At 56.7% G+C, this 17837-nt stretch carries 16 protein-coding genes; 7 read left to right on the top strand and 9 right to left on the bottom strand.

Going from position 1 to position 17837, the window contains the following annotated elements:
• Positions 1-23 precede the first annotated feature (23 nt).
• Both RCH87_RS04300 and RCH87_RS04295 read left to right on the top strand, forming a co-directional pair.
• Positions 24-2405 carry a Rib/alpha-like domain-containing protein gene (locus tag RCH87_RS04300; RefSeq protein ID WP_306515499.1) on the top strand — a complete coding sequence of 794 codons (2382 nt, stop codon included), beginning with the start codon at positions 24-26 and terminating at the stop codon, positions 2403-2405.
• A gap of 90 nt (positions 2406-2495) precedes the next feature.
• Positions 2496-3194, top strand: coding sequence for an alpha-ketoglutarate-dependent dioxygenase AlkB (locus tag RCH87_RS04295; protein ID WP_306515498.1), 699 nt, complete (start codon positions 2496-2498; stop codon positions 3192-3194).
• A 40-nt stretch (positions 3195-3234) separates the two neighbouring features.
• Here RCH87_RS04295 and RCH87_RS04290 read toward each other — a convergent pair whose 3' ends face one another.
• Entirely contained in the window at positions 3235-4155 is a 921-nt protein-coding gene (locus RCH87_RS04290) for a trypsin-like serine protease (RefSeq protein ID WP_306515497.1), read from the bottom strand.
• Positions 4156-4275: 120 nt separating this feature from the next.
• Between RCH87_RS04290 and RCH87_RS04285 the strand changes: the two genes are divergently transcribed.
• The 3 genes from RCH87_RS04285 (at position 4276) to RCH87_RS04275 (ending at position 6747) form a co-directional block, all read left to right on the top strand.
• A complete protein-coding gene (locus RCH87_RS04285; RefSeq protein WP_306515496.1) occupies positions 4276-5079 on the top strand; it encodes a GTP pyrophosphokinase in 804 nt (267 codons plus the stop codon).
• A gap of 23 nt (positions 5080-5102) precedes the next feature.
• Positions 5103-5303: a hypothetical protein gene (locus RCH87_RS04280; RefSeq protein ID WP_306515495.1), complete on the top strand. Its 201-nt coding sequence runs from the start codon at positions 5103-5105 to the stop codon at positions 5301-5303.
• A gap of 145 nt (positions 5304-5448) precedes the next feature.
• A complete protein-coding gene (locus tag RCH87_RS04275) occupies positions 5449-6747 on the top strand; it encodes a phosphatase PAP2 family protein (RefSeq protein WP_306515494.1) in 1299 nt (432 codons plus the stop codon).
• A 1-nt stretch (position 6748) separates the two neighbouring features.
• On the opposite strand, the gene RCH87_RS04270 is transcribed toward RCH87_RS04275, so the two are convergent.
• The 3 genes from RCH87_RS04270 to RCH87_RS04260 all read right to left on the bottom strand — a co-directional run bounded on the left by RCH87_RS04270 (position 6749) and on the right by RCH87_RS04260 (position 8484).
• Positions 6749-6991 carry a hypothetical protein gene (locus tag RCH87_RS04270; RefSeq protein ID WP_018120435.1) on the bottom strand — a complete coding sequence of 81 codons (243 nt, stop codon included), beginning with the start codon at positions 6989-6991 and terminating at the stop codon, positions 6749-6751.
• On the bottom strand, positions 6948-7301 hold the full coding sequence (locus tag RCH87_RS04265) for a hypothetical protein (RefSeq protein ID WP_272722757.1): 354 nt from the start codon (positions 7299-7301) through the stop codon (positions 6948-6950). Before RCH87_RS04265 ends, RCH87_RS04270 begins: the two co-directional genes overlap by 44 nt.
• Positions 7302-7392: 91 nt before the next feature.
• Positions 7393-8484 carry a 2,3-butanediol dehydrogenase gene (locus tag RCH87_RS04260; RefSeq protein WP_306515493.1) on the bottom strand — a complete coding sequence of 364 codons (1092 nt, stop codon included), beginning with the start codon at positions 8482-8484 and terminating at the stop codon, positions 7393-7395.
• Positions 8485-8696: 212 nt separating this feature from the next.
• Here RCH87_RS04260 and RCH87_RS04255 point away from each other — a divergent pair, with 212 nt between their 5' ends.
• Entirely contained in the window at positions 8697-9128 is a 432-nt protein-coding gene (locus RCH87_RS04255; protein WP_306515492.1) for a hypothetical protein, read from the top strand.
• A 134-nt stretch (positions 9129-9262) separates the two neighbouring features.
• Here the strand turns inward: RCH87_RS04255 and RCH87_RS04250 are convergent, their stop codons facing one another.
• The 5 genes from RCH87_RS04250 to RCH87_RS04230 form a co-directional block, all read right to left on the bottom strand.
• Entirely contained in the window at positions 9263-9772 is a 510-nt protein-coding gene (locus RCH87_RS04250; protein ID WP_306515491.1) for a 2'-5' RNA ligase family protein, read from the bottom strand.
• A gap of 98 nt (positions 9773-9870) precedes the next feature.
• Positions 9871-12072 carry a YhgE/Pip domain-containing protein gene (locus RCH87_RS04245; protein WP_306515490.1) on the bottom strand — a complete coding sequence of 734 codons (2202 nt, stop codon included), beginning with the start codon at positions 12070-12072 and terminating at the stop codon, positions 9871-9873.
• The gene (locus RCH87_RS04240) at positions 12069-14612 is read right to left on the bottom strand and encodes a YhgE/Pip domain-containing protein (protein ID WP_306515489.1); all 2544 of its coding nucleotides are present in this window, start codon (positions 14610-14612) and stop codon (positions 12069-12071) included. Before RCH87_RS04240 ends, RCH87_RS04245 begins: the two co-directional genes overlap by 4 nt.
• Before the next feature lie 143 nt (positions 14613-14755).
• Positions 14756-15784: an SURF1 family protein gene (locus tag RCH87_RS04235; RefSeq protein WP_306515488.1), complete on the bottom strand. Its 1029-nt coding sequence runs from the start codon at positions 15782-15784 to the stop codon at positions 14756-14758.
• 40 nt (positions 15785-15824) lie between these two features.
• Entirely contained in the window at positions 15825-16301 is a 477-nt protein-coding gene (locus RCH87_RS04230) for a low molecular weight protein-tyrosine-phosphatase (protein WP_306515487.1), read from the bottom strand.
• A 174-nt stretch (positions 16302-16475) separates the two neighbouring features.
• Between RCH87_RS04230 and RCH87_RS04225 the strand changes: the two genes are divergently transcribed.
• Positions 16476-17621, top strand: coding sequence for a Nif3-like dinuclear metal center hexameric protein (locus RCH87_RS04225; protein WP_306515486.1), 1146 nt, complete (start codon positions 16476-16478; stop codon positions 17619-17621).
• Positions 17622-17837 lie beyond the last annotated feature (216 nt).

The following is a 17837-nucleotide window of genomic DNA, read 5'->3' as shown; positions in this document are numbered from 1 at the left end:
TATGGATTGCGGCCACAATAAGCATGTCTGTTACCGGCATACACCTTAGCGTTGTACAACCAGCTTTTGCCCAACCTGCGACGCAAGAAGTAGCACGTGGCACAACGCCGGATAGTGAAAAAGCGCCCGGCCAAGTACTACACGGTGAAGTGCCACACAGCGAAACCGCGTCAACGCCGCAAAAAGAGCAACAAAGCAAAAACCACCAAGTCACCGCGACGTTTGCTGCCGGGGAAGTCACCAGAGACATCCTCATCGACGAAAAACGTGGACGCGGCTGGGTAGCCGTCGACAAGCTAGGGGAGAGCCCCAGCGGAATAACGTGGTTCGACCTGGAAACTCAGAAACCATCTGAGACCGTGTACTGGGCTCCAAGCAAAGAAGCGCTAGTACAGATCTCTCTGAGCAATGACGGAAAATACATCTACGCTCTACACCAACGCGAGGGAAAACTCACCGTCTTTAATGCAGATGACGGAACCGTGGTACGCCAGATTTCTGGGACCCCGAAGTTCCCGAAGGGCATGGTGGAAGACACAGATACCGGTGCAATCTACATCTACGATTCGAAATCCCTGGTTCATGTAGACCCTACGAACGCAACCGTGAGTACGCCGATCCCTGTTAGCACGGAAAAATACCCGTCGATTAATGGCCTAGTCTATGATGCAACCCGCAAGATGCTGTGGATCAGCGCAGGCCGCGAAAACGTCATCACTGGATACAACACCGCAGCCAAACAATGGGTACAAGACCTGGCTATTCCCGTCGCGGAAACCAGTTTTCAGGGGGCCGCAGTAGGCGGGCGCCCATACGAGCTAGCTTATGACTCAGAACTCGGGCACCTGTACGTCGTCGTCAAGCCAACTTTGCAAGACGATTTCACAGAAAGCAAGATACTCACACTCGATGCAGCGACCGGCAAATTCCTCGGTATGCCGATCGAGGTCGGAACCAAGGTTAACTCGCTACACGTTAACCCGCGCACACACGAAATTTATGCGGCAGCAGCTGACGACAACCGTGTGTCAGTCGTGAGCCCAGAAACCTGGACTGTTGCCGAAAAGATCGATTTTACTGAGCTGGGCGTCACGAGCGGCTATGGTACAGGCGAAGCCAACCTCGCTGTCGTTACCGGAAACTCTACGGGCGATGTCGCGTACGTTTCACACCCCTATAAAGAACGTTCCCGAGTAAGCCAGCTGCACCGAACCGGGCCAACACCGGCGATTACCCCCTTGCAGCCCGCCGACGAGAACCAGAAACCACCAGTCGACGCCGACAGCACAGGCTGGAACGGCCCGGAACAACCCCAGGATGCAGCAGTCCACAAACCGGCTAGCGCCGTCGATGTAAAAGAGGCGAATTTGCGCTGGGGAATCAACGAATACCTCAAGGCATGGTCAGTAGAAGCCCTAGGCGAAGCAGTGACAGTGGATAACTATCTGCCAAGCTTCACTCACGCCCAAGGATGGTTCGATAAAACCACTAAACAAATGCACATGTCTTTTGGCAACGGTTTCCGCATCAAGCATTACCCCACGCTCGCCCCGCACGTAATTACGACGATGGGTAATCCCGAATTACAGGTCAATGAAGACGGCTCCGGTGCCTTGACTATGGACGTTGCCTGGTCAGTCTACGAAGATAAAAAGAGCGAGGGCTACAAACGCGTCACTGTCGCCACGTTTAGCTCTTCGACAATAGACATTGTCGGTGGAGAAATCGCCTTCGAAGCAACACCCGAATTCTATGGACGCGCCTATCAGGGAGAAGAGAAGCAATATCCGAACTCGTGGCCAAAAGAATTCATTGATTATCTTTCCCCGGACACCCGGGCATGGTGGTACACCACGGGCGCCAGCCTGGATGCGGATAAAGCACCCGCACCGATCAAGCTGACTGCCAAAATCCCAGTCGCTGATGCGCCAGTAGGCAGCGATCATGGGGATAATCAGGATTCCGCAACCCCAGACGCGAAACCTGGAAAGACCATGGCGGAAGAATATTCGCCCGCACCACACACCTCAGTCACAGTTGCACCTGGCGCAGCTGTCCAGGCAGAAGATGCCCTGACAAATACTGCGCAATTGCCGGCAGGCACCACCTATGCTTGGAAATCACCGCTTGATACCACCGGGCCGGGAATCCAAACCGCCACGATTGTGGTGACCTACCCAGATGGCTCGACAGACGAGGTCACAACCTTCATCGTCGTTGATGACCAACCAGCAACAGAGCAGCCGGATACCACGCTTGCCAAAATTTTGCGGGTCATTACCGGGCTCGGCGTAATCGCGGCAGTATTTGGCGGTATTATTCATTTGCTGAATAACGATCCAGGCTTTGCACAACTGAAGCACAACGTCACGGAGATGCTAAAAGGAATCGGGATTCGGCTATAGGTGGGTGCCACCCGTCGCAGGGGTGTTGCCCGCCGGCTCGCAGGGGTCGCGCCCGTCGACACAGCCCACGGCAGCCGATACGGTGAGAGCATGCTGTTTGATTCTCTACCGCGCCCGAGTGAGCGCATCGCGCCGGGCGTGGCGCACCTGCCGGGGTGGTTGGGCGTCGACAAGCAATCAGAGCTAGTGCGCGAGGTCCGCGAGATTGCCCGCAGATACGCGGATACTCCGATGGCGATGGTGCGCCCAACGCTGAAATCCGGCGGGCAGATGAGCGTGTACCAGTTGCATTTGGGCAGGTACTGGCATTATCCGAGTTACCGGTACGTAGACAAGATTGCTGGTACTACCGTGCCGCCGGTGCCGAAAAGCTTGGAGGCGCTGGCGCCGGTGGCGTTGCGTGCGGCAGCGGAGGTTGCTGATGAGTTGGCCCCGTGGGTAGAGACCTTCGTTCCGGAAATGGTGCTGGTCAACTATTATCCGCCGGGCTCTGGCATGGGGATGCACGTCGATGAGTTTGAGAAGTCCAGGGCGCCGGTTATTTCGCTATCGATTGGCGACGAGGCTTTGTTTCGCATGGGGCATACCGAATCGCGAACCCAGCCCTGGGACGATGTGACGCTGTGCTCCGGCGACCTGGTGGTTTTCGGTGGGCCGAAGCGGTTTGCCTATCACGGGGTGGTGCGCGTGAATGAGGCGACGCTTCCCGACGGCTGCGGGCTCGATGAAGGCCGGATTAATATCACGATCCGGCAGGTCTCTGCTGCGCCGAAGGGACGGGAGCGCTAAGCAGGCGATACCCGCAGTCTGTGTTGTTGGGGCAGGGGCGCTAAGAAGACGACAGCCCTAGGCTGGAGCCACCGTCACCAGGCGTGCCTAGCGGCCCGCGTGGTTGCTCAGGTTTCGGATCCTTGGGCTGTGGATTTTTAGGTTTGGTGACGGGAGGTGCGGGCTCGGTGCTTGGATGCTCGGGCTTGGTGACGGGGCCATTCTGGTGTGGGGCAGTCGGGGCAGTCTCGGCCGGGGTGTCGCTAGTGCTCGGCTGCGCTGGGGCAGCGGTGGTCTGGGCAATCCAATCACCTAGCCCATGCAGCGAAGCAAACAGCGAGTAGCGCCCACCACCCTGGCGAGCCTTAAACGAGGTCACCCCAGCAACCTCACCGTCGATGAACAACGGGCCACCGGAATCGCCGCGCCCTGCTTTTGCCTCACCCAAATACTGCACCACGAAGGCGTCATGAGCGCCCTCGTTTGTGCCCGGGCGGATCCCCCGCGTGGTGCGACCGACGGCAGCTTGGGCAAATTGCAGCGTCTCTTCCGTTCCAGCGCCCCAACCATAGACACTGCCGGTAGCGCCAAATTCTACCGCGTCACGACGAATATTCTGAATCATCTTTTCAGGAAATGCCGTGGTCACATGCACCAAAGCAACATCACCATGCGGTGCCCACACCGCATAATCCGAGGTGAACTTATTTTCTTCGCGATGTTGCTGCTCTCGGGTGGTGCCAACATAGATCGACCGCTGCAAATCGGGCACCTCGACGCAATGCTGAGCGGTCAGCACCCAGTGAGGGGCAACCACGGTGCCAGTACAACTAGCTACCTGCACTACTCCGGCAGCGGTATCGTCCTCAGGGGAGACGGGCATGCCATTCGTCAACGCGGAGGCTGTTCCCGCACCAAGAACACCGCTGGTACCCGCAATGCCCAGCAAGCTTGCTGCAGCAAGCATGGCTATTTTTCGCATACCGTTATCTTAGTACTAGCAACCAATATGTTTTGTAAGTGAATAAGATGCACAGTTGTTAGAATTTAGCTATCGCGTGATGTGCAATATTTTGACTAATTACGTCTCTGTGGGGGTGGGATGAATTCAAGCCGAAAAAGCGCGAATTTTCTGGGCGAAAATCCGCCGTTTTCTAAGAGCCGAGTAAATAAACACGGGAGTCTTTGGCGTGATGGTCAAGACTTTGAAGTCAAAGTGATTAATGAATACATTGCGTTTAATGCAGTGTATGTTGAAGAATTACTCTCGATTACAGAGCAAATTACGTCTGGGTTCATGAACATCAGTCCCGCAGGTGATGCCGTGGCCCCAGACTCGGGTTCGTACTTATTATCTGCACGAGTAAAGACTAAAGACACCTTGCTTGAAAAACTGCAAAGGTTGCAGACGACGCCGTTAATGAACATTCAAGATGTAGCTGGCATTAGGTTTGATTGCGATCTGTCGCTGACTGAGCAAACAGAAGTTGCAGAAGTTTTTAAGCGCGGATTCGAAAATAGTGGTGCGAATCGCGTAGATATCAGGGACTGTCGGGAAGAACCCCACTCGGGATATCGCGCTATTCACCTCCATATCCGAGGTAATGCTGGTAGAAGCGAGATGCAGATCCGGACGGCTTGGCAATCAAAATGGGCGAACTATTATGAAGAAGCCGCTGATATTTTCGGAAGAGAAATTCGTTACCTGCACGAAGGAGCAACGATGCCTCCAAAGGCACAAGGTGTTGTGATGCAGCTACTTGAAGCGTCGACGGAAATTGCTGAGTTTGAACAACGCGCAGACAGCGATTCACACTACAGCCGTGATCATGTTCGCAATTTTCGCAGACGAATCGATGATAAGCTTTCACGTATCCAAGCTGAGTTGCGGCAGCAGCGAATCTAAGACTGAAATGGAAGGCTAATGTTATGGCGGCATATCTAATTCAGTACCACCGTCGTTCAGGGGAACTAGACATCCATGAATTTGACTCGCTGCCAGAGGCAACACTGAGGCGCCTCGAATTGGATGAGGCCAATGATGACCCTGATCTCGAAGTCGTTGCCGTTGCCAGTGAGAGCGAAGAACATTTGCGGCAATCCCACTCTCGGTATTTTTCGAAGGCGTAACCCAACTGCAGCAGCGAATCCTTCAATTTCATTAGATGCTCTGGGGTAATCCATTGTGAAAACGTTTCTTATATCCCGACGCCGTGCGACTTCGCTGTTAACTGCTGCCGCAGCCCTAGCAGTTGTGGCTGGGACTCCTAGCCTTGTGCAACAGCACGGTGGCACCGCGCACGCCACGGCAGCGGAAGCCTCATTGCAATCCCCGCTGAACGCGAACACCACGCACCTCGCGCTGCCGTTCGAGATTCCGCAGCTACAATTACCTGCGCCGAGGCTGTCTAGTGATCACGACGAGGGGGCAGAACACAGCCCGCTGAGCTCGATCGGCGCCACCCCGAAACACCACGACGGCGCACCGGTGCCCAAGCCTTTCGACGCAACCTACCTCACCGGTTATATCTCCGATATCTCGTCCTACCAGTACGGCATTTACTACGAGGTGGTACGTGAGTTCAAAGACCTGCGCAGCAATCACCCGGATGTGATGCGTAAAAATCTCGATATCGTCGCTGATTACAACAACAACGCACAGCCAGAACGCGTCGACAAGGCCATTCGCGATGCCCTGGCAGATAAAGATGGCGTGCTTTTTACCACAGCCGAGGCGCTTGGCGACGAATTCGGCCAGCACTTCTTGGAAGCCCTGCATGAAAAGCGCCTGCCGAAAACCGAATTTTTGCTGGGCAACGGCTATGCCGCTCGCGCCGGTGGAATCGCTAGCTGGGGTCGCGCGGAAAAGCTGCTGTTCAATAACGACCGCCCATTCGTGCAAGCCCCGGAACGCATTCAGCGCCATGAGTCACCGGAACGTGAGCTCTACGACGGCTCGAGCAAATCCTTCCCGTCCGGGCACACTAACCAGGCGACGTGGATTACCATGCTGCTGGCAATGATGCTGCCGGAGGTGGGTACGCAGTTGCTGGCTCGCGGTTCTGAGGCTGGGGAATCGCGACTGGTGATGGGTGTGCACTTCCCACTGGACGTCATCGGCGGGCGGATGACCGGGCAGGCAGCTGCGGCGGATCGTTGGAATGATCCGAGAATGCGCGATGCGCTGCTGCAGGCGCGTGAGGAGATCGTCGCAGAAATGGAATGGCGTGCGGGCAAATCTTTTGCCGAGATGATTGCCGAAGACTCGCATGCGCTCAGTGATCAGCAAGCAGAAGCCGATTACACACGACGCATGACCTACGGCTTCGCACCAATTTTCGCGACCGACGAACCGGTGAACGTCCCCACAGCGGCACCAGCGTTACTGGAAACCCGCTTCCCAGAACTCAGCTACGAGCAGCGTGCTGACGTGCTGCGCCACACCGCCTTGCCGTCCGGCTACCCACTGGATGATCGCGACCCAGCCAAAGGGGACTGGCAGCGAATTAATCTAGCCCGCGCCTGGAATGCACAGGTAAGCATCGGCGCGGGCGGGGAAGTAGTGGTGAAATAAGTTAGTCGTCGAAGATGAGGTGGGTGTTCCAGTTTCGGCGCCACCAATGTTTAAGCTTTGTACCAATGCTGGTGTCGGCTGGAGTGCTTGTGCCCCGTTGGAGTTCATCGGTAGCTTCTGGAGGCACCGGCGCACCGGCGAGTTCATAGACATAGCGAGGAAGAATTTCGCCGGTGAACTTCGTGCCTTCTACTGCGACTTCAGCAATCGTTTGGCGTACTCGAGGATTGGTTTCTTGGGGCATCGCTACCTCCTGTATCGTCTTGCTCTTGATTATCGTCGTTCAATGTTTCTAAGGCAAGACCAGCAATTAGTGCTTTTTCGGTTTTTGTAATGAGCGAGCTTTGGTATAAGGCTTTCGTATTCTGCCAGGCGGCGCTACGAACTCGTTCATTGTCATTAGCGATATTTTCGATTGACCAGGTATAGCGCTTCCACCATTCTGAACGATTATCGCTGTTCGTTCGCTGTTGAATGGTGACAACTAGCCCTATAAGGCCTGCTAGTGCAACAACTAGCTGTGCTACTTGCAGAACTACTTCTGCCGTATCCATAAAAATCCCCCGAGTATTCTCACAAGCTGTAGCTCACAATAAAGCATAGCTCAGAGAAGACCGGGGGAGGGAGAGCACCAACCAGGAAGTGTTACTTATCCAGCCCCTTGCCCGATGGCGAAACGAGGATTTTCACGGCGGTTTCGTTGCGGTGGATGAGCGTGTCGAAACCTTCGTTGATCAGTTCGTCTAAACCAATGCGTGCGGTAACAAACGGCGTGAGGTCCACGCGTCCATCTTCGACCAATTTGATGGCAGCCGGGTGATTGTTCACGTAACCAATGGTGCCGCGCACGTCTAGTTCCTTCAGCACGATCTTGTTCAAATCGACCTCTGCAGGCTTGCCCCAAATCGAAACGATCTGCAGCACCCCGCGCGGCCGCAGTGCATCCATCAGCGTGGCCATCACCGCAGGAACCGAGGTGCATTCGAAAGCCACATCGGCACCAACACCGTCGGTCAGCTCGTGTACTTTCTTGACGACGTCGACTTCCTCCGGGTTCAGCGCATGATCAGCAACACCGGTTTCCAGGGCTTTTTCGCGCCGAGCCTTTGACAGCTCCGTGACAATCACCGTCACACCGAAGGCCTTCAGCACCGCAGCCGTGAGCAAACCAATCGGGCCCGCGCCACCGATCAGCGCAACCTGGCCCGCGGAATCTTCACCAACACCGGCGCGCTCCACCGCGTGATAACCCACGGTCAGCGGCTCAATGAGTGCCGCGTGATCCAGGGAGACCTTCTCGCTGATCTTGTGAATCCACCGACGCTTGACGACGACATTTTCCGCCAAGCCGCCGCCACGGCCACCCAGCCCGATGAAGTTCATGTTTTCCGACAGGTGGTAGGTCTTGGATTCTGGGCCGGTATTGACGTCTTCACTGATGATGTAGGGCTCGACAACGACGTGATCGCCCACGGCCAGGTCATCGATATCATCGGCTACTTCGGAGATCACACCGCAGAATTCGTGGCCCATGGTCACTGGTGGTTCTTCGCCACTGATGGGGTGTGGGTTGCCGTGTGAAGGGCAGAAGATTGGGCCATCGAGGTATTCGTGCAGGTCGGTGCCGCAGATGCCACACCAGGCGACATCAATGCGGGCGGTACCAGGTTGTAATTCTTGTTGCTCGATATCTTCGATGCGGATATCTTTGCGGTCGTAAAAACGTGCTGCTTTCATGGTGCCTCCTCAGATCAGGGTTCGTGTATACGCAGCCTGCGACGGTCGCGTGGCCAGGCTGCAAATTGGACGAATAGCGACGAATGATGTGCTATAAAATTCCAAAACCTTATGGTCCCCATCATATAAGCAGTAGCGTGTGACCGGCGTATGTTTTTTATCACGAAGACTGCGCCGCAAAAACCAGAGACGTTGCTTGCTAGAGTTGCACTATGAGTACCCCCACAGAAATCGTCGCCAGGTTGCGCAGCGAAGTCAAAGATGGCTCGCTGGAATCGTTCTGCTTAGAACTGGGTATTGACTTGCTGGTTTTATTCGGAAGCGCACGTACTGATGCTCACAGTGCGGGGGATGTGGATCTTGCTTATTCAGTTGATTTTTCTCGCCCCAAAGAAGACAGGCCGAATCTTCTCGACGTAGCCACAGCGTTTTATGTCCGATACGGGGTCGATGCTGGGGGCACCATGGACTTTATGAATTTGGATTTGGCTGATGTTGTTGCTCGTTATGAAGCCCTGCAGAAATGTGAGTTATTGGTGGATCCGTCTAATTCTAAGTACGGCAATCTGCAAATGATGGCAGCACGGGAATATATCAATACCGCTTATCGGCGGGAATACGCACTGCGGAGCTTAGCTTCATGATCCAGCAAATAATTGACCTTTCTACCGACATTAACCAGCATATTGCTACGACGACGTTGGACGACGACTTTGGATATTGTGGATTCAAATAGTCGGCGCGGTTTTGAAACGCTAATCCGTGCTGGAAAATAATGCTAGCCACCGGCTAGCAGTCGTTTTTCTTGCGTACGCGGTCGCCAATATGCGGCTTCCACTGCAGTGAGTTCTTTGAAATGAGACGAAGTTTCTTCCTCCAGCGCGCGTATATAGTCCGGAACCTGGGCCCGCGGCAACCGCAAACCCATGGTCAGATGCGGAGTCCACAGCGGACCATGGCCATCTGGATTTGCCGCACTGATTGTGCTGGCCGCCTTTTCGAGTTCAGCGTTGGTCTGCAGCAACCACGCCACGGTTTGTTTGGACTTGGTGCCGAAAATAACGGTGCCTGCCCGTCGAAAAGCAGCGGGGATCACCGGAGGCAACAGCTGCGCGGCAAGCTCCACGACGCGCGGATCCATCGCCGTGGAAAATGTCACCGTGATGTGCGGGCGCTGGTTTTGCACGGGAAACCCGCGTTGTGCCAGAGCAGCAAAAATCTCGCGTATCTGCTGTTCCTGCTTTTCGGGCAAGTAGAGCAAAATATTATCGGGGGAATTTTTACTCATACCCACCACTAATAGCAGTTTTCGCATGACGCGGCGCGGGGGCACTAGTGCATGCAAGCAGCGCGGGGGCACTAGCGCATGCAAGCAGCACGGACGAGCTATTGCATGACGCGGGTCTGGCTGATGCCAGATTGTAAGCGCTTGTGATAGCTATCCATCGCACGCCGCAGCCACAAGCCCACGACTAACGCTGGGATGGCAAACAACAACAGCATTCCCAAATCGCGGAAGATATCGCCCTGGTAAACACCGGCGATTGCGCTGCGGAAAGCATCAATGGCATATGTCGCCGGCAGCCACGGGCTGACTGACTGGAACCATTCTGGCAATAGCGGTAGGGGATAGGCGCCGCCGGAACCGGAAACCTGAATGATCAGCAGCAACACCGCCAATGCCTTGCCTGCGCTATCCAGGGCAATCACCAGCGCATGCACGATCATCATGAATACCAGCGAGGCAATGCACGCGGCCAGCCACAACAGCAGCGGGTGTTCCGGCTGAATCTGCACGAAGAAGATCAAGCCGCCAACCGTGAGACTGGCTTGGGAAATCGCGATCAGGGCGAAGGTGGCAAGCCGTCCCAGATAAATCTGGTTGCGGCTGAAATCGCCATCATCGGTGAGGTACTTGTGCTCGGCATTACTGCGCATCAGCACGCACGTCAGCAGCGCACCGACCCACAGCGCTAACGCCAGGTAGAACGGCGTCATGCCGACGCCAAAGGAAGCAACCTGGAAAACCGGCTTGCGATCCACCGCTACCGGCGCGGAAATCCGTGAGGCTAACAGTTCTGGGTCAGAGCCGATGATCTCGGCCAACTGGTTCAGATCGCCGCCTTCGCGTACGTCTTCGATTTGGCGTTGCACATCAGAGAAGCGTTGCGCCTGGTTGTACAAGGTATCGGCAAGGCGGTCTGCACCATCGCGGGCGCGTTGCAAGCTCGAACCAGGGGAACCGGCTGTGGCGGAGATCGTGCCGCGCACATCAGCGATCTCCGCGCGGACGGTGTCGATATCGCGCACCACCGCATTGACGCTGCCGCGTAACGATTCCAGCTGCGGTCGCAGGTTGTTGCGGTAGGCAGTACGCGCATTATCCACGGCTTGGCGTGCCGCGGCGATGGCGTCTTGGGTTTGCTGGCGCGATTGCTGCGCATTGCTGGTGCCGGATTCGATGCGATCGGCGGTCGTCGTCAAGGAATCATGCAGGGCATTCGACTGTGCAACCGCGGCATCCAATTGTGCGCGAACCTGCTGGTAGCCAGCGGCGACGGGGCCGGGTAGGTTGAGGTTTCCGACCTCGCGGTCAAGAGCATCGCGTACACCACTAAACGCAGCCGTCTGCTGCGCCACCCGATCAGCGGCAGTGCGGTAAGTTTGCGCGGTCTGTGCGGTAGCAGCCTGCGCATTATTCAGCAGTTCGTCGAACTGATCCGACAGCGCCGCATAGGCCTGCGAGGTAGCGCCCAAGGAATTTTCCAGCGCACCGGTGGAATCATTCAGCGTCGCAGCCAGGGAATCGATGGGGGCAGCACCGGAACCGCTGCCAGTACCCTCGCCGGGACGCGAAGCAGTCTGGCTACCAGCCGCACCCAGAATATTGTCGGCGGATTGCGCCAGCGGGATGGTGGAATCCACCAAGTTCGCCAAACTGCGCACGGTACCTGCAGCAGAGCGCAAACGCGTGCCGACGTTTTCCACCCGGTTGGCGACGTTATCCAAGGCAGCCTGGGTTTCGTCCTCATCCAAGTAGTTGTCCAACGATTCCACCACGCCCAAGCCGACGGTCGTGACCACTTTGGTGAAAGATTCGTCGATACGCTCAATCACGCCACCAGCGCTGCGCTCGGTAATCGTCGTCGACAAGGCATTTTTCTTCTCATTCGTATACAGATCCAGCTTGGCTGGCTCAGTGCCTTCGACATAGAAAGTCAGCAGCTCGCGACTGAAATTTTCCGGCAATACGATACCGGCGTAGTATTCACCAGACTTCGTGCCTTCCACGGCATCGTCAGAGGTGGTGAGAACCCAGTCGACCTGCTCGTTGCGGGACAGCTGCGACAAGACTTCGTCGCCAAGATTCAGCCGCAGTGAGGCCAGATCAGACTCGTGGCCTTCGTCGTTGCTGGCGACAGCGATTTTCAGGCGGTCGGTATTGCTAAACGGATCCCAGCTGGCCAAGATATTAAAGCCAGTGAACAGCAGGGGGATGATGACCAGGCCGAACACAATAACACCCGTCATCACATTGCCACGGATCGCGCGCAGATCATTGCGGAAAATCGTCAGGATGTTGTTCATGACTTGCTACCTTGCTTGGCCAATTGTTGTTTCAGCTCGTCGTCGCTGAGCCCCGCGAGATCATTGTCGCGGGCGACGGATTGCTTGATGTATTCCAGAGTGCAAATAATCACCACGGCAATGAGAACCACCAGGCAGGCAAGCCCAAAGAACACGGCTTTTTCGTCTGGGTTGAAACGCGAAACGATACCCAAAATCAGCACCAACAACGCGCCGACACCGATAGTGATGCCCATCAACTGCGAATAATTGCGTCGTGTTGAACGCCACCGAGAATTCAAACTTTCTTGGTAGCCCTCACGATCGCGCAGCACATTGGCGAGGTCAGTCAAGCGGTATGGGCTGCCGGTCAGGTGGACTTTCTCGTTGATGACCAATTCGCCCTTGGCCAGCTGGTCATTGACCAAGATATTGACGTGTGACAGGCTGCGGCGTGCCAGCATGCCGACGAAGAAAGCGACGATCGCCATCCCGGTAATCGCCAGCAGGTTGATCCAGTAGTGGTTGCCGTAAAACCCGCCGACGGTCTCACGAATCGCGCTGATGCCATAGGTAAACGGCAGAAATGGAGATACCGCGCGGAAGAAATCTGGTGTCATCTCGATGGGGTAGAGGCCAGAAGCACCCGGGATCTGCACAAAGGCGTACACCACCGCAATGATTCGTCCAATGTGGCCGAAGGCAGAGACCAAGCCGTAGATGATCGCCAGATAGCACAGGCTCAAAATGATGGCGGTGAGCACATAGCCGATCTTCGACACGTGCTCGACGCCGATCACCAGGTTGCCGATGGACACGATCAGCGCCTGCACGCTGGCAAAAACGCCCATCAGCCAATAGCGTGCCCGGTAAGCCTGGCGGACGGTGAGGTGCTCGCGGCCGCGGGTATCGACCTCCGTGCGGAAGATGATCATCAGCATGAATGCGCCGATCCACAACGTGAGGTTAATAAACAGCGAGGACATGCCGGAACCGTAGTGCGAGACCGGGAAGACCGCGTGTGATTTCAGCTCTACCGGGGAAGCTAAAAATGATGAGACATCGTCGGCGTTGAGCGCATTAACCGATCGCAGCGCAGGGTTGTCCTGCGCCAGGTTAGCCAGGGTGAGGATGTCAGTGCGTGCTGTGCGCAGACCGGATTCGATTCCGTCGAGATCAGCACTGAAATCACTGACGACGTCTTTGGCACGGACCAACTGCGTATCGACGCCGTTGATGAGGCCATCGGCTTCCCCGAGCAAAGTCTTTTGCGCGCCGAGGGTGGCAGACAGATTTGCTGCTGTCGCAGAGACCTGTGAAATCGCCGCGTTGAGCTGGGGGACGGTGTTGTTGATGGAATCGCGCAGCCCCGCGGAATCCTCGCGCACAACGTTAGTGGCGCGATCCAGGGCGGCAGCGGTGTCGTTGAGAGAATTCAGGGTGCTTTTCGCACTATCCTGCAGCGCTGAGAGCTCGCCTAGCACCGCGCGGTTTTGCGAGTTACGGTTTTGCAGCTCGTCGACGGTCTGCTGGATCTGCCCCGCGATCTGTGGCGGCAGCGCTGGCAGATTCGTGAGATCACCCAAGCGGCTGATGGCTTGGTCTGCCTGGTCGACGATGCCGCTTGCACCATCGGTGGCTGCACCGACGCGGTTAAGCGCGCCCGTCAACTGGCCAGAAACGGAGTTGACGGTGGCGTGAGCCGAAGCAGCGCCGTCGGCAAGCGCGGTGGTGCCCTGCACATAGGCCGCGGTGGCCTCGTCTGCGAAGGTGGTGAGCTGGCGTTGCACCTCGCTGGTGATGGATTCGACCTGGCCCAGTGCGGTCTGCGCGCTGTCGATGGTGCGCTCGACGGCGATTAGAGCCTGACGCGCCTCGCCGAGCGCAGGACGGGCATTATCCAGCCGCGCCTGCACGGTGGCCAACTGCTCGCGGGAATCGGCGACGGTATCGGCAGTGCGGGTGAATGAATCAGAGGCCTGGTTTGCGGTCTCGCCGATGCGGAAATCGAGGTCGTGGCCAGATTTTCGCAGTTCTGTTGCCGCGGATTTCGCTACCTGCTCGTTAAACGCTGAGCTGATAGTCGTATCGATCGTGGAAGCACCCTGGTCGGTGATCTTCGGCGCGATGGCGTTGAGCTTTTCGTTGACCGCATATTCCAACGTCGGCTGAGAATAGGTGCCCTGGAACAAGCTGAGGAAATCTTGCGAGAAGGTCTTCGGCACCGTGATCGAAGCAAACACGTCACCGTTGTGCACAGCATGATTCGCTTCACCGCGATCGACAAATTGCCAGCCTAGCTTGTCATTTTCCTTCAGTTGGCTGACTAACTCCGCGCCGATGTCGAGATCGCCGGTGAGATCAGAGCTAGCGCCTTCGTCTTCATTGACGACAGCGACTTTGATGTTTTGGGTATTTTCGTATGGGTCCCAAAACGCTGCGATATTCACCCAGGAATAAAGAGCCGGAGTGATCGCCAAGCCAATGAGGATGACCCAGACTTTCCGAGTTTTCCACAACCGGGCTAAGTCTTCGACAAAGACCTTCCAACTAGTACTCACCCCAGAAACGCTAGCACCGCGAAGGAAGATTCGTACAGCTCAGAAACGCGATCTGGGCCTTTTCGCGGTAAGTGATAGCGCTGCGAGGAATTTGTTTCAGAACCTGGCAGTAACGCGGTAGCTTGACGACGAATCGGTGGCGCTTAGCGACGGCGCTTGGTGCCGCGGAATTTCGCCAATTGATCGGATTGGTCACCGCCGTAGCGATCGCGCAGTCGGCGGGATCGAGTCGGTGCGGCGCTAGCGTTCGCTGCCTGTGATTCGGCGGCAGGAGGCGCCGACTGGTCTGCTTGTACTGATTGCGCTGAGCGGGATGCTTCTGTTTCGGCAGCCTCGGCTTGTTCTGCTTGCTCTGCTTGTTCTTCCTCCCGCTCGCGACGGCGTTCGCGCAGCTCCGCATAAATGAAATAGCCCAAGCCAGCAGGGGCCATAATGCCGAAAGCGATCCACTGGAACCCATAAGAAAGGTGCGAACCACGGTCTAGCTTTGGCACCGGGATCGGGTTGAGCGCCTCGGGCTGATCGTCGGAAGTCACGTTCACGATCGCGTCGGCAAGCTCTAGACCAGTGAGTTGCTCCATCTGCTCTGGGCTGACCGAACGCACCTGGGTATAGCCGGCATCGTCGATCGGTGGGGCCTCATGCGGCTTTTCGCCAAAGCGCAGCATGGCCTCGGTGGTGATGTGCTTGCCAGCAGGGGGAGTGATCTCCGGGACGGAGCCGTCGCGAAGCGCCGTTTCAAAACCGCGGTTGACCAGTATCGTCGTGCCTGAATCCAGCTGGAAGGGTACCAGTGAGTGATAAACCTGCGAGCCTTCCAGCGGGCGCAAGCGCAGTAGAGTTTCGTGTTCAGGCAGGTAATGGCCGGTGAGGGTGACCCGACGCCATTCCTCGTCGATGGTGATGCCACCAGTGGCGTCGACAAGCTCAGAAAATGGAACCGGGGCTTGCTCATAGGCCTGTGCGATGCGCTCATTGCGGGCGACGATCTCATCGTCTTTATTCAGCTGCCACGGAGCCAGCACCGTGAAAGCTAAGACCGAAAAGGCGATCAATGATAGCGCCAAAATGATCCAACTTGGCTTCGCAAAAACCTTCCACCATGAGGTTGCTTTCGACGCGGTAGAAACGTTCGGCTGCGACTGGGCAGACTGCTGGCTAGGGGCACTCACCCTGCCCATGATAGACCCGCGGGCAAGCTAGTTCAGTTGGCTAGCTCAGCTGGCTGCGAATGTGTTCGAGCAGGCCAGGCAAACTGGCTGCAATTTCTTTGCGCACGCGGGTAAAACCGTCGGCACCGCCATAATAAGGGTCGGCCACCGAAGGTTCTGCGGGTGCGGCGGGATCGAAACTACGCATGAGTGCAACGCGGGACGGGTCCAGCCCCCGGGCGATCAATTTCGAGCGGTGCCCGGTATCCATGGCGATGAATAGGTCAGTGTCTGCCGCCTGTGGGCCGAACTGTTGTGCGACGTGCTGGGTGCCGTCGAGGCCAATCTTGCGAAGCTCGGCGACGGTGCGTTCATCGGCGCCTTCACCGACATGCCAGCCGTCCATCCCGCAGGAAGCAACCTCAACGCGAGAGGCAAGACCTGCATCTTTGATGGCTTCAGCCGCCATGACCTCTGCCATCGGCGAGCGGCAGATATTGCCGGTGCAGACAAAGTTGATGGAAAACGTAGTGCTCATGGTGGCGTATTCTATCGGTTTTGCACCCGCGCCGTTTTCTATCACCCGCGCCGTTTTCTTGTACCTCGTCGCATGTGCACGCTGCGTGCCATAATTGGGAAAGCACTGAAAAGGGTTAAGGCTGAAACGCTAGCGCACTGTAATACACGCATACACGACGCGAAGGAGTAGCACATGAGCACCGGGACCACAGTCGGCGATATTTGCCAGGTGATGGATCGTGCCTACCCGCCGCATCTGGCCGAAGATTGGGACAGCGTTGGGCTGATCTGCGGGCGCCGCGAAGCTGCGGTCAATCACGTTGCCTTCGCCTTGGACTGCACTGACGAGGTGGCGCAAGCCGCGATCTCCGCCGGTGTGGATATGCTGATCGTGCACCACCCACTGCTGCTGCGCGGGGTGGATTCGGTGGCCGCGGATACCCCGAAAGGTCGGATCTTGCACCGCTTGATCGAAGCAGGGATCGCGCTGTTCGCAGCGCACACTAATGCCGATTCTGCACGCCCTGGAGTTAACGACAAACTCGCTGAGCTCGTCGGCATCACGCCAGGACGTCCGTTGGCGCCGAAGCCGGGGCCAGGCCGGCATTTGTGGGGCGTGCATGTGCCAGCAGAACACGTCGACAAGCTCAAACAAGGCCTATTCGCCGCGGGTGCTGGGCGCATCGGTAATTACTCCGAGTGCGTCTACGAGATGGCGGGCACCGGGCAGTTCAAACCGGAACCGGGGGCGGATCCCACTGATGGCGAGGTAGGCAAGACCTATCGTGCCGACGAGCTACGCATTCAGTTTGTGGCGAATCCAAGCGATAAGCAGGCGCTTGTCGACGCATTGTTGGCTCACCACCCCTACGAAGAGCCCGCGTTTGATATCACCGAGCTTGCCGACGCCACCCCGATTGATCAAGCCTATGGCCTGGGACGCTTAGGGCAGCTGCCGCAGCCGATGAGCCTGGCGGAATTTACCCAGCAAGTTGCCGATGGCTTGCCCGCGACTTCGTGGGGTGTGCGCGCTGCCGGTGATCCGGACAAGCAAGTGCAGACGGTAGCTGTGGCCTCTGGGGCCGGCGATGGTTTCATGGCCACCGCTGCAAAGCTAGGCGCGGATGTGTTTGTCACCTCAGATTTGCGGCACCACCCTGTCGACGAGCACTTGCGCACAAGCGATATGGCAATTATTGATACAGCACATTGGGCCTCTGAATTCCCGTGGACTGCACAGGCAGAAGAGATTGTGCGTCGGGAAGCAGGGGTGGAAACTTCGATTCTTGACGTACGTACCGATCCGTGGACGGTAGCGGCGCACAAGCGCGGTGAATAGAAGCGGATATTGTCAAAAGATTGACCAACAAAGAAATACAAGGATTGGCGGAGAGCAACGATGATGAAATTAGCCCCGAAACAACAACAGCAATTGCTGGAACTCGCCGATTTGGAACGCGCACGAGCGAGTGCAGCTAGTGCCGGAACGCAATCCAACCAGCCTGCAGTGACGCCAGAGCGCGCAGAAGCCGAGAAAGCCGCAACGAAACTGAAA

Origin of the sequence: Corynebacterium sp. (genome assembly GCF_030826625.1) — a bacterium.
Lineage (GTDB): Bacteria > Actinomycetota > Actinomycetes > Mycobacteriales > Mycobacteriaceae > Corynebacterium.
Note: the sequence above shows the minus strand (reverse complement) of the source record. Positions and strands in the feature narration are given on the sequence as shown.